Source organism: Cupriavidus sp. a3, assembly GCF_051015765.1.
Taxonomy (GTDB): Bacteria; Pseudomonadota; Gammaproteobacteria; order Burkholderiales; family Burkholderiaceae; genus Cupriavidus; species Cupriavidus oxalaticus_A.
Genome location: NZ_CP170644.1, coordinates 1977990 through 1990802 on the forward strand (window position 1 = coordinate 1977990; position 12813 = coordinate 1990802).

At 71.7% G+C, this 12813-nt stretch carries 7 protein-coding genes; all 7 read left to right on the forward strand.

Annotation, left to right across the window (positions count from 1 at the left end):
- Positions 1–49 precede the first annotated feature (49 nt).
- From bcsB to bcsA, 7 genes are read left to right on the forward strand one after another with little or no spacing between them, the layout of a single operon-like run.
- Positions 50–2365, forward strand: a complete 2316-nt coding sequence (gene bcsB / locus ACAD63_RS30800) for a cellulose biosynthesis cyclic di-GMP-binding regulatory protein BcsB (protein ID WP_434034245.1) — start codon at positions 50–52, stop codon at positions 2363–2365.
- 1 nt (position 2366) lies between these two features.
- Entirely contained in the window at positions 2367–3581 is a 1215-nt protein-coding gene (gene bcsZ / locus ACAD63_RS30805) for a cellulose synthase complex periplasmic endoglucanase BcsZ (protein ID WP_133094801.1), read from the forward strand.
- A complete protein-coding gene (locus tag ACAD63_RS30810; RefSeq protein ID WP_434034246.1) occupies positions 3566–7408 on the forward strand; it encodes a cellulose synthase subunit BcsC-related outer membrane protein in 3843 nt (1280 codons plus the stop codon). The genes bcsZ and ACAD63_RS30810 overlap by 16 nt, the downstream gene beginning before the upstream one ends.
- 14 nt (positions 7409–7422) lie before the next feature.
- Positions 7423–9162: a cellulose biosynthesis protein BcsE gene (bcsE, locus tag ACAD63_RS30815; protein ID WP_135703574.1), complete on the forward strand. Its 1740-nt coding sequence runs from the start codon at positions 7423–7425 to the stop codon at positions 9160–9162.
- Positions 9163–9183: 21 nt separating this feature from the next.
- Positions 9184–9387 (forward strand): hypothetical protein, encoded by a 204-nt coding sequence (locus ACAD63_RS30820; protein ID WP_029047114.1) that lies wholly within the window; start codon positions 9184–9186, stop codon positions 9385–9387.
- Positions 9384–10196, forward strand: coding sequence for a cellulose biosynthesis protein BcsQ (gene bcsQ / locus ACAD63_RS30825; RefSeq protein ID WP_434034247.1), 813 nt, complete (start codon positions 9384–9386; stop codon positions 10194–10196). Before ACAD63_RS30820 ends, bcsQ begins: the two co-directional genes overlap by 4 nt.
- A complete protein-coding gene (bcsA, locus tag ACAD63_RS30830; RefSeq protein ID WP_434034248.1) occupies positions 10193–12787 on the forward strand; it encodes a UDP-forming cellulose synthase catalytic subunit in 2595 nt (864 codons plus the stop codon). Before bcsQ ends, bcsA begins: the two co-directional genes overlap by 4 nt.
- The last annotated feature ends 26 nt before the right edge of the window (positions 12788–12813 follow it).

A 12813-nucleotide genomic window follows, 5' to 3' on the forward strand; every position in this document is an offset into this window, starting at 1 on the left:
GCGTGGGCCGTCCGCCCTGGAAGCATGCAAAGGAACTGCCATCCTGCCCATGACCCGCTCCGTCCCGCCCCGCTTCCACCGGCCCCCGCTACACGCCGCCGCCGGCCTGCTCGCCCTGTCATGCCTCTCGTGGCCGGCGGGCGCGCAAGCTCCGGCCGCGGGCGCCGCGTCCGTGCCTGCCGCAAGGCCGTCAGCCACGCTCCTCACGCCTGCCGCAACCGCGCCGGCCAACTCCGCCACCCACGTCCTCACCCTGCGCCAGATGGGCGCCTACGGACCGATCGCGCTGCGCGGCGTGGACCACGCGCGCCAGCTCGATATCGGCGTGCGGCTCGATGAAGTGGTCACGGCGGCCAGGCTCAAGCTGGCGTTTACCTATTCGCCGGCGCTGGTGTTCCCGCTGTCGCATATCAAGCTGACGCTGAACGACGAGGTCATCGCGACTTTGCCGCTGGAAGAGAAGGAAGCCGGGCGACTGGTCACGCGCGAGCTCGATATCGACCCGCGCTTCTTCACCGACTTCAACCACCTGCGGGTGCAGCTGATCGCGCACTACACGCTGGATCATTGCGAGGACCCGCTGCACTCGAGCCTGTGGGCCGACATCAGCCCGGCCACCACGCTGACGCTCAATACCTCGCGCGTGTCGCTGCCGGATAACCTGGCGCTGCTGCCGGCACCGTTCTTCGACCGCCGCGACAACCGCCGCGTGACCGTGCCGTTCGTGCTGCCGGCCGGCGCCGACAGCGCGACGCTGCGCGCCGCCGGCGTGGCGGCATCGTGGCTGGGCGCGCTGGCCGCCTGGCGCGAGGCGCGCTTCCCCGTGGCGCGGACCGCGCCGGCCGGCAGCGATGCCATTGCCTTCGTCACGCCGCAGACCATTCCGGCGGGCCATAACCTGCCGGCGATCGCCGGCCCCACCGTGAGTCTCATGCCCAACCCGGCCAGCCCGGACCGCAAGCTGCTGGTGGTGGCCGGCCGCAATGCGCAGGAGCTGCAGACCGCGGTCAATGCCCTGGTGCTGGGCAAGGTGGCCATGGCCGGCAACAGCGCGCGGGTGGAGTCGGTCGACATAGGCAAGCCGCGCCGGCCTTATGACGCGCCGGCGTGGGCGCCGACCGACCGCCCGGTGCTGTTACGCGAACTGGTGGAGGACCCGCGGGACCTGCAGGTCGCCGGCGGCAACCCGAACCCGATCCGCGTCAACCTGCGCGTGCCGGCGGACCTGTACGACTGGACCCGCAGCAACGTGCCGCTGAACCTGCGCTACCGCTACACCGCGCCGCCCACCTACAACGACTCGGTACTGAGCATCGACATCAACGACCAGCTGGTGCGCTCGTACCGGCTGCGCCCGCTGGCCAGCACCGACGACCACAACGTGGTCAGCGTGCCGCTGCTGTCGGGCACCACCGCGTCGGCGGCGCAGCGGGTCGGCATCCCGGCGTTCCGCGTCGGCAGCAACAACCAGATGCAGTTCCAGTTCCATATCGATTCGCAGAAGACGGCGCTGTGCAGCTCCACCGCGACCGACGTGGCCCGTGCGGCGATCGATCCCGACTCGACCATCGACTTCAGCCAATTTTCCCACTACACCGGCCTGCCCAACCTGGCGTACTTCGCCAACAGCGGCTATCCCTTCACCCGGCTGGCCGATCTCGCCGACACCGCCGTGGTCGTGCCCGACGCGCCGACCGCGACGGACCAGGAAGCGCTGCTGTCGCTGCTGGGCCACATGGGCAAGTGGACCGGCCTGCCGTCGCTGCGCGTGACGGTGGTGCCGACGGCAAAGATCGATACCGTGCGCGACCATAACCTGCTGCTGATCGGCACCGGCAGCGGCGCCGCCACGCTGGAAAAATGGGGCAAGTCGCTGCCGCTGCTGATCGCGCGCGGCAAGACCGAGATCTCGCTGCGCGACCAGCGCACCAGCATCCGGTCGAACTGGCTCGCCGGCGTGCGCGAAGACCCGGTCACGCCGGTGGGGCGCGCCATCCTGTCAGCCGATGGCCCGGTGGCGGCGCTGGTCGGCTTCGAATCGCCGCTGGCCGACGGCAATACCGTGGTCGCGCTGACCGCCACCGAGGACCGCCGCGTGGCCGACGTGCTGGACGCCCTCGAGAACCCCGGCAAGGTGGCGCAGATGCGCGGCGACCTGACCGTGATCCGGCAGGACCAGGTCGATGGCCTGCGCCTGGGCGAGCGCTACTACGTCGGCGACCTGCCGTGGTATGCGCGCATCTGGGTGCGGGTGTCGGCCTTCCCGAGCCTGATGGCGATCGGCGGGTTGCTGGCCGGACTGGTGGTGGCGCTGTCGCTGTTCTGGACATTGGGCAGGCTGGCGGCGCGGCGCGGCGGGAGCTGACATGCGGCGCACGCTGACAGGGCTGGGCCGATGGCTGGCGGCCGGCGCGCTGGCCTGTGCCGCGCTGGCCCCCATTGCGGCCAATGCCGCGCCCGCACCGGCCTGCAAGTGGGCCGACTGGGATGCCTTCCGCCAGCACCTCATGAGCGCCGACGGGCGCGTGATCGACCGCAGCTCGGACCAGCAGGCCACCGTGTCCGAAGGCCAGGCCTATGGCCTGTTCTTCGCGCTGGTGGCCAATGACCGCGCCAGCTTCGAGAAATTGCTGGCCTGGACCGAGAACAACCTGGCCCAGGGCGACCTGGCCTCGCGCCTGCCCGCGTGGATCTGGGGCAAGCTCACGCCCGCGCAGGCAGCCAGCGCCGGCCATGTGGACAACCCGGGCAGCGGCTGGGGCGTGATCGACAGCAACCCGGCATCCGACGCTGACCTGTGGATCGCCTACGCGCTGCTGGAAGCGGGCCGGCTGTGGCAGGAGCGCCGCTTCACCGCGCTCGGCACCTTGCTGGCGCGCCGCATCCTGCGCGAGGAAACCGCGCTGCTGCCCGGCCTGGGCCGTACTGTGCTGCCGGGTCCGCAGGGCTTCAGGCTGGGCGACAAGCGCTGGCGCCTGAACCCCAGCTACGTGCCGCTGCAGGTGATGCGCCGGCTCGCCGCCGCGCTGCCGGAAGAGCCGGCGTGGCAGCAGATGGTCGGCACGTCGGCGCGGCTGATGCTGGACACCGCGCCGCGCGGCTTTTCGCCCGACTGGGTCGAATACGAAGCCGGCCGCGGCTTCCTGCCCGACGCGGCCACCCGCGCCGAAAGCGCCTACAACGCGATCCGCGTCTACCTGTGGGCCGGCACGCTGCCGGCCGACGAGCCCCAGCGCGCCGCGCTGCTGCGCACCTTCACGCCGCTGGCCGACTATGTCGCGGCCAGGGGCTACCCGCCCGAGCGCATCGATACCCAGACCGGCCAGCCCGGCCCCAACGCGGGCAACGGCGGCTTCAGCGCCGCGGTGGCGCCTTACCTGGCCGCGCTCGGCCGCGCCGAGCAGGCCGCCGCGCAGGCGCGCCGCACGCGCGAGCTGGCGCAGCGCGAGCCCGGCGGCCAGGCCGGCTACTACACCCAGGTGCTGACGCTGTTCGGGCTCGGCTATCTCGACGGCCAGTACCGTTTTGCCCAAGACGGCGCGCTGCTGCCCGCATGGAAGACCGGATGCCCCGCGCGCTGAATCCGATCCTGCTGCCGGCACTGTTCGGCGCCGCCACGGTGGCACCGATGGCGGCCGCGCCGGCGCTGGCCCAACCGGCTGCAAAGCCCTCGCCCGAGCTGGCGCAACTGCTGTCCGCGGCACGCATGTGGGAAGCCAAGAACCGCACCGACGTGGCCCGCGGCATCCTCGACAAGGCGCTGCTGATCGATCCCAACCAGCCCGACGCGCTGATGCTGATGGGCCTGATCGAGCTGCGCTCCAACCGCCCGCTCGAAGCCGAGAAGATCCTGCGCCGGCTGCGCCAGGCCAACCCCGGCCATCCCGCCACGCTCGAACTGGAAGACGCCTGGCGAATCGCCACGCGCGACAAGGCCGAGATGGCGCGCATCCGGCTGCTGGCGCGCGCCGGCAAGTCCGACGAAGCGATCGCCCGGCTGCACAGGCTGTTCCCGCACGGCGCCCCGCGCGGCGAGCTGGCGATCGATTACTACCGCATCCTGGCCGGCACGCCCGCCGGGCGCACCGCCACCATTGCCGAGCTGCGCACGCGCGTGCGCCAGAACCCTGACGACCTGCGCCTGCAGATGGCACTGGCCAGCCTGCTGACCGACCGCGAGGCGACGCGCCAGGAAGGGCTCGGCATCCTGCAGCGCATTGCCCGGCGGCCCGACGGCGACCGCAAGGGCGCGCTGGAGATGTGGCGGCGCACGCTCTACAACGTCAGCGACGATCCCGCGTACTACAAGTGGTACGAGGCCTACCTGCAGGAAGTGCCGGACGACGACGCCGCGCGCCAGACGCTGGCCGAGCTGGGCAAGCACGGCACCGCGCGCCAGCGCGAGCAGGCCAGCCCGGCCTACCAGGCGCGGCGCGAGGGCGAGAAGCAGCTGGCGCGCGGCAATGTGCGCGAGGCCGAAACCGCGCTGGAGAGCGCCAACCGCAAGCGCCGCAACGAAGGCGAGACGCTTGGCAACCTGGGGCTGGTGCGCCTGCGCCAGGGACGCCACGACGAAGCGCGCGAACTGTTCACGCGCGCCGCCGAGCTCGATCCCGGCAACCGCGGCAAATGGCGCAGCCTGCAGGGCACCGCCACGTTCTGGGGCACGCTGGCGCGCGCGCGCGAGGCCAACGCCCAGGGCAAGCCGGCGCAGGCCGAAGCGCTGGCGCGCCAGGCGCTGCAGCAGCAGCCGGACAACGCCAATGCCCGCGCCATCCTCGCCGACGCGCTGATCGCGCAGGACCGGCCGGCCGAGGCCGAACGCCTGCTGCGCGCCAACCTTGCCGGCCCCGAGCCGGATATCGGCAGCCTGCGCACGCTGGTCAGGCTGCTCAATGAAAGCGGGCGTGGCGACGAGACCGGGCCACTGATCGCCAGCACCGCAAGCCGCCTCAAGGACTCGGCCGAAGAGCTGCGCAGCCTGCGCGCCGAACTGCTCGCGCTGCAGGGCGAACAGCTGCTGGCGCAGCGCAAGCAGAGCCCGGCGCTGGCACGGCTGGAAGAATCGATCCGGCTGGCGCCGCAGGATCCCTGGACGCGCTTCACGCTGGCACGCGCCTACCGCGACCTGGGCCTGCCCGTGCTGGCCCGGCGCGTGATGGACGAAGGCGTGGCCGCCGCCGGCAACGCCGAGATGCGCTATGCCGCGGCGCTCTACCTGAATTCGGTCGACGACATCGACGCCGCCAGTGCGCTGCTGGCTGGCGTGCCGGACGCCGAGCGCTCCGACGGCATGCGCCGCCTGTCCGGCAACCTGGCCGCGCAGCGCCTCCTGCGCGAAGCGCGCCAGCTGTCCGCGCAGGGCCGCGAAGACGAAGCCATGGCCCGGCTGCGCGCGGCCGCAGCCGAGGTGCCCGACGATCCGCAGATGCTGGCCTCGGTCGGGCGCGAATGGATCGCGCTGGGCCAGCCGGACACCGGCCTGAAGCTGGTCACGGACTGGCTCGACGCGCATCCGGACGACCCCGCCATCGACGTGCGCATCCGCTATGGCGAACTGCTGGCCGCGGCCGGGCGCGACGATGCGCTGCGCGCGTGGATCGCCGACGTGCGCGCGCGTCCCGGCCTGAACGCCGCGCAGCGCGCCGATCTCGACGACCAGTCGCTGCGGCTGGCGGTGCGCGAGAGCGACCGCCTGATTGCCGAGGGCGATTTCGCCGGGGCGCAGCGCACGCTGATGGCCGTGCCCGCAGCGCAGCAGCGCGAGCGCCGCTGGCTGCTGGCGCTGGCCGACCTGCGCGAGGCCCGCGGCGACTATGCCGGCGCCGCCGACGCCGCGCGCCAGGTGCTGGCGGCCAACCCGACGGACGCCGGCGCGCGCCTGATGGTGGCCAACATGCTGGAGCGCCAGGGCGACGAGAACCAGGCGCTGGAGATCGTGCGCGCGGTGCTCGCCGATACCCCGGAGGACGACATCGACACGCGCCTGTCGATCGCGCGCCGCTTCACGGCGATGCGGCGCGAGGACGAGGCGGTGGCGGTGGTCGGCCCGCTGCGCCAGCGCTATCCCGGGCGCGCCGACATCGCGGTGCAGGCCGGGCGCATCGCGCAGTCGCGCGGCGATTTCGACCAGGCCGCGGCGCTGTACCGCGAGGCGCGCGTGCTGGAGCAGCGCGAGGGCGTCAGCCCGGGCCCCGAGGGCGCCGAAGGCACCGCGGCCGGCCGCGCGCTGGCCTCGCTCGAAGCCCGGCGCGAAGGCCAGGTGGCCTCGGCGGTGCTGTTCTCGCACAAGACCGGCGATCCCGGCATCTCGCGCCTGCTGGCAACCGAGATCCCGCTGTACGTGCGCATTCCGCACGGCTACACCGGCCACACATTCTTCCATGCCGACACGGTGCTGCTCGATGCCGGCACGCTGCCCGCCGACAACCTGTCCGCCTCGCGCGACTTCGGGCGCATCCGCGCGCTCGGCAACACCGGCCTCGGCCCGATCGGCCAGAACGACCGCGGCGTGGCGCTGGCGGCCGGCTACGAGTTCAACGGCGCCTACAACAGCTGGCGTGCCGACATCGGCACCACGCCGCTGGGCTTCCTGCGGCAGAACATCGTCGGCGGGCTGCGCTGGCGCGGCGAGATGGGGCCGGCATCGACCACCATCGACGTCTCGCGCCGCGCCGTCACCAGCAGCCTGGTGTCGTACGCCGGCGCCACCGATCCCGCCCATGTCGAGCCGGCCACCGGCGTGGTCTCGCCCGCGGCCACCTGGGGCGGCGTGGTGCGCAACGGCGTGCATGTGCGCTATGCGCGCGACGTGGGGCGCTTTGGCCTGTTCGCCGATCTGGGATACGGCATCTACACTGGTCACAATGTCCTGACCAACCGCGAGTTCACCGTGCGCACCGGCTTCGACGTGCCCGTCTTCGTGCGGCGCGACCAGCGCCTCACCAGCGGCCTGGTGCTGAACTACTGGCGCTACAGCGAGAACGAGCGCTACTACAGCTTCGGACACGGCGGCTACTACAGCCCGCAGCGCTACCTGTCGTTCGGCATCCCGCTGGACTGGACCGGGCGCCGCGACAAGCTGTCGTGGCGCGTGCGCGGCTCGGTGGGGCTGTCGAGCACGTATGAGAAGTCGATGCCGTACTACCCGACGGATTCCCGGCTGCAGGAACTCTCCGGCAATGCCACCTATGGCGGCGGCTCCGGCGGCGGCCTCAGCTATACCATCGGCGCGGCGATCGAGTACCGTCTTGCCCCGCACTGGGTCGCCGGCGCGGTGTTCGAGATCGACCGCTCGCGCGACTACGCGCCAAACCGCGCGCAGGCCTACGTGCGCTATATCTTCGACAAGCAACAGGGCCCCGTGCCCTACCCGCCCACCCCGGTGCGGCCGTATTCGACTTACTGAGCCATCCCGACACGATGAACGACGCCAGCCGCCCCACCGCCCCGCCGCCGCCGCGCACGCGCAACAAGCCGCGCGCCTGGCTGCAGGCGCGCCCGGCGCTGGCCATCGATGCGCTGCCGCCGGCGCTGGCGGCGCTCGAGCCCACCGCCGTGCACGTGGTCTATGCCGACGCCACGCCCGCCTGCGACGCGCTGTTCTGGCAGAGCGCGGCACGGCTGCTGCGCGCACGCACCACGGTGCTGTCCCCGCGCGAACCGGCCGGGATCGCCGACATGCTGCGCGCGCACGGCCTCGACATCGAACGCTCGCGCACGCTGCATCCGCGCGCCAACGTCTGCACGCTGCGTGGCGTGCCCGGCCGCTCCGGCATCGCCGTGCTGACCGAAGCGCTGCAGGCCATGGTGGACCAGTGCGGCGCACAGGGCAGCCAGTTCCTGGTGGAAGGCGCGCAGGCGTATTTCCGCTGGGACGACCCGGTCGCGCTGGCCGATGACGGCGAGCTGCTGGCACGATGGTGCAGAAGCAACAGCTGTGGCGTGCTGCTGGTGATGGCGCCGCCCGGCGGCACGGAAGCGCTGCAGCTGGCGTCGCTGGCGGGGTTCCACCGGCATTTCGCCGGCGTCGCGCGGCTGGCGCAGCAGCACGGGCACTTTGTCTGGGAAGTCGGCTTCTGGCGCCACAAGGACGCGATCCTGCCGCCCGAGATGGTGCCGCTGCGCTTCTCGCCGGTAGACCGCGGCCTGGTGGCTGGCAGCGGCGCCGACGAAGCCATCGCGCCCGGCGAGGCGCCGACGCTGCTGGCCCCCGACGAGGACCGCATCATCGTCAGCCGCGCAGCCGTGCTGCGCGAACGCTGGATCCCCGCGCACTGGCAGGTGGTCGACGACAACGCCGCCGCGGTGGCCGCCGCCGCCGGAGCGGTCGCGGCCACCGTGGTGTTGCACTACGGCCAGATCGCCGAGCTCGAGACCCTGGCCGGCCAGGTGCACCAGCTGCGCCATGACGGCGGCAAGGCGCTCAAGATCGTGGTGCGCGAGGACCACGAGATCCTGCGCCAGCGCTACGAGTTGCTGATGTTGACGCTGGGCGCCAGCCTGGTGATCCACCGCAACACGCCGTTCGCGCGCGTGCAGACCATGATCGAGGCGATCCAGGGCCAGGTGTTCTCGCGCCCGATCCTGCCGGACTACAAGAACGCGCTGTCCGCGGTGGTGGCCACCGCCGCCACGGGCTACGTGCCGCCCGCCGACTTTGTCTCGCTGGTGCGCACCACGCTCGAACGCAGCAGCGTGATCCGGCTGCCGCACGTGCTGCTGGAGCTGCCGCTGCTGCCCGAGGTGGCGCATGTCGACGCGCTGCGCGCGTGCCAGATGCAGGATGCCGGCGACCTGTGCACCGCCGGCAGCAACGCGGTCTACGCCTTCTTCTTCGCCTGCCGCATGGAGAACGTCGAGACCGCGTGCCGCCATGTGTTTGTGCGGCCGATGTCCGAGCTGTTCGGCGGGGAGCTGCGCTGCGGCGATCCCGAATCGATCCTGGGCTCGCTCAAGCGGCTCGAATCCGATCTCGCGCAGCGCCCGGTGCAGGACTACAGCGGCTGGCTGGCCAGCCAGCCCGGTCCGTCGCCGGTGGCGGCGCCGGCGGAACTGCCGCCGCAGGACGCGCCGATCCCGCTGCCCGCGACCTCGCGCGCGCGCCGTGGCCGGCGCGCGCAGCCACAGGCGTTTGCCATCCCGCTGAAGCCGCAACGCTAGGCAAGATCGACAGGAAACACCATGGACTTGTTTCTCGGCTATTTCATCTGGGGGCTGATCCTGGCCGTGCCGGTGGCCTGGGTCGTCTGGCACTTCCGGCTGCTGCGCCTGCTGCCGCGCTGGCGCCTGCCGCGCGCGCGCCGCGCGGTGCGGCTGCCGCCCCAGCTGCAGCCGGTGGTGATCCGCGGCCGGCGCTGGCGCGAGGCGAGCGGAGAGCGCGAATGAAGACCGTGGCCATCGTCTCGACCGTCGGCGGCGCGGGCCGCACCACCGTCACCGCCGAACTCGCCACGCTGCTGACCTGGCACGGCCATCCGGCGCTGGCCGTCGAATGCGACCCGCGCGGGGTGCTTGGCTTCCACTTCGGCCTGCGCGCGCCGGCCGGCGCAGGGTTGTGCAACAGCGCCAGGTGGAATGAAGCGGGACAGCGCAGCGACGACGGCGTGCTGTTCGTGCCGTGGGGCGATCCCGGCAGCGCGGCCGAGCAAGGCCGCATGGCCGAGCGGATGGAGCGCGATCCGCACTGGCTGCGCGGCCTGCTGGCCCAGGTCGACCTGCCGAGCAATGCTTTGGCGCTGGTCGACAGCGCGCCGTGGCCGTCGCCGCATGCGCGCCAGGCCATTGCCGCGGCCGATCTCGTGCTGGTGCTGGTGCCGCCGCAGCCGCAGACCTGCGCCACGCTGCCGCCGCTGCGCGCGGCGCTGCGCGAGAGCGGCGCCGCCGTGGCCTGCGCGGTCACGCGGCTGCAGCCGGCGCGCCAGCTCCATACCGATATCTCGGTGCTGCTGCGCGCCACGCTGGACGGCGAGCTGCTGCCGTATGAAGTGCACGAGGACGCCGCCGTGCCCGAAGCCTTTGCCCGCGGCGAGAGCTTCTGCCGCAGCACGCCGTACTCGCAGGCGGCGCATGACCTGCAGGGGTTGGCCTCGTGGGTATCGGGCTGGAGCCTGCTGGCCGTGCGCGGCAACGCCGGACCCGCCAGCGTGCGCGACATGGGCGCCCGCCAGATGGCCGCCGAGGCCGACCGGACATGATGCGCGCGCTGCTGCCCCTGCCGCTGCGCCAGCGCGCGGCCGACTGGTTCCAGGCGCTGCGCCGCGCGCTGGCGCGCGAGCTGGGCGTGGCCGCCGAAGCCCCGGTCAGCCTGTGGCTGCTGCGGGTGTTCTTCCGCACCCCGCCGCGCGGGCGCCCCGACCTGGCGCTGCTCACCGCCAGCTGGATGCGGCGGCGCCTGCGCCAGCGCCTGGACATCCCGCGCCACCGGCACGGCCCCGGCATCTGGCTGAGCCGGGCGCTGCTGCGGCCGCCGCGCGCACTGGTGCCGCTCGCCGCCGACGTGCACCATCGCCGCAAGCCGCAGGCGCCGCCCGAGCCGAGCGCGCTGCGCCGCTGGTTCCGCGGCTGGCTCGAGCCGGTCTACTTCCGCGCCAAGCGGCTGCGCCGGCGACTGCTGGCGCGGCTGCCGGGCATCGACTGGAAACGCGTGGGACTGCGCCTCGAGTCGCTGTCGCCCACCTTGTCCGGCGTGCCGTGGCTGATGCCGGCGCTGCTGTCGCTGGCCGCCGCCGCGGGCATCCTGCTGTGCACCACGCCGCTGCCGCTGCACGACCAGCTCCTGCTGGCCGTGCTGATCATCCTGGGGCTGCTGGTGCTGCGCCGCATCCCGGGGCGCGCCGCCACGCTGACCATGGCCGCGCTGTCGGTAATGATGGCCGGCCGCTATATCTGGTGGCGCATCACGACCACGCTGCAGTTCGAGAGCGTGCCGGAGGCTGTCTTCGGCTACCTGCTGTTCGCGGCCGAGGTCTATACCTGGATCGTGCTGTTCCTGGGCTACGTTCAAACCATCTGGCCGCTCAACCGCCAGCCGGCGCCGCTGCCTCCCGATACCGCGAGCTGGCCTACCGTCGACGTGCTGATCCCCACCTACAACGAGCCGTTGCGGGTGCTGCAGCCGACCGTCTACGCCGCACTGGGGCTGGACTGGCCGCAGGACAAGCTGCGCATCTATATCCTCGACGACGGTGCCCGCGACGAAGTGCGCGACTTCGCGCGCGACGCCGGCGTGGGCTACCTGGCACGCACCGAGCACGCGCATGCCAAGGCGGGCAATATCAATTCGGCGCTGCGGCACACGCAGGGCGAGTACGTCGCGATTTTCGACTGCGACCACATGCCGGTGCGCTCCTTCCTGCAGATGACGATGGGCGAGTTCCTCGCCGACCCCAAATGCGCGATGGTGCAGACGCCGCACCATTTCTTCTCGCCGGACCCGTTCGAGCGCAACTTCGACACCTTCCGCCGCGTGCCCAATGAAGGCAGCCTGTTCTACGGCCTGATCCAGGACGGCAACGACTTCTGGAATGCCACCTTCTTCTGCGGTTCGTGCGCGGTGATCAAGCGCGCGCCGCTGGAAGAAGTCGGCGGCATCGCGGTGGAGACCGTGACCGAGGACGCCCACACCGCGCTCAAACTGCATCGCCGCGGCTACAACAGCGCCTATATCCGCATCGTGCAGGCCGCCGGGCTCGCCACCGAGAACCTGGCGGGCCATATCGGCCAGCGCATCCGCTGGGCGCGCGGCATGGCGCAGATCTTCCGCATCGACAATCCGATGTTCGGCAAGGGCCTGCACCTGTTCCAGCGCCTGTGCTACACCAACGCGATGCTGCACTTCTTCTACGGCGTGCCGCGGCTGATCTTCCTGACCATGCCGATCGCGTACCTGTATTTCGGGCTGCATGTGATCCATACCTCGGCGGTACTGATCATGGCCTACGTGCTGCCCTACCTGTTCGTCGCCAACATCACCAACTCGCGCCTGCAGGGACGCTACCGGCATTCGTTCTGGGCCGAGGTCTATGAATCGGTGCTGGCGTGGTACATCGTGCTGCCGACCACGATGGCGTTCATCAACCCGAAGCTGGGCAAGTTCAACGTCACGGCCAAGGGCGGACAAATCCGCGAGGAATACCTGGACTGGACCATTTCCAAGCCTTACCTGGTATTGCTGGCGCTGAACGTGATCGCGCTGCTGCTGGGGCTGGGGCGCATCCTGTTCGATCCGGCCTTCGAGCCCTCGGCGATCATCATGAACCTGGGCTGGGCGCTGGCCAACCTGGTGATGCTGGGCGCGGCCATCGGCGTGGCGCGCGAGGCGCGCCAGGTGCGCGTGTCGCACCGCATCCCGATGCGCGTGCCGGCGACGCTGCTGCTGCCCGACGGCCGCACGCTCGCCTGCAAGACCGAGAATTACTCGCTGGGCGGGCTGGGCCTGGCGCTGCCGGTGGAGGCCAGGGTCGAGCCCGGCACGCACGTCGGCGTGTGCCTGTCGCGCGGCACCCGCAGCTACCATTTCCCGGCGGTGGTGACGCGCAATGTCGAGCGGCAGATGGGCGTGCGCTTCGACGGCATGGACGCGCGCACCGAGCAGCAACTGGTCCAGTGCACCTTCGGCCGCGCCGACGCCTGGATCCACTGGGTCGACGAGCAACCGGTGGACGTGCCGCTGCGCGGTCTCAAGGAAGTGATCGAGATGGGCTACCAGGGGCTGCTGCGGCTGGTCGATGCGTTCCGCGGCGCCACCACGGCGCTGGCCGAGCGCGTGCGCCCGCGACGGCTCTGAACTCAAACACAACGGAAACGCGGCCA

What these genes read in the sequence shown, in the direction of transcription:
- ACAD63_RS30820 (WP_029047114.1), top strand. Translation starts at nt 9,184, where the DNA reads ATGGACTTGTTTCTCGGCTATTTCATCTGGGGGCTGATCCTGGCCGTG.
- bcsE (WP_135703574.1), top strand. Translation starts at nt 7,423, where the DNA reads ATGAACGACGCCAGCCGCCCCACCGCCCCGCCGCCGCCGCGCACGCGC.
- bcsB (WP_434034245.1), top strand. Translation starts at nt 50, where the DNA reads ATGACCCGCTCCGTCCCGCCCCGCTTCCACCGGCCCCCGCTACACGCC.
- ACAD63_RS30810 (WP_434034246.1), top strand. Translation starts at nt 3,566, where the DNA reads ATGCCCCGCGCGCTGAATCCGATCCTGCTGCCGGCACTGTTCGGCGCC.
- bcsZ (WP_133094801.1), top strand. Translation starts at nt 2,367, where the DNA reads ATGCGGCGCACGCTGACAGGGCTGGGCCGATGGCTGGCGGCCGGCGCG.
- bcsA (WP_434034248.1), top strand. Translation starts at nt 10,193, where the DNA reads ATGATGCGCGCGCTGCTGCCCCTGCCGCTGCGCCAGCGCGCGGCCGAC.
- bcsQ (WP_434034247.1), top strand. Translation starts at nt 9,384, where the DNA reads ATGAAGACCGTGGCCATCGTCTCGACCGTCGGCGGCGCGGGCCGCACC.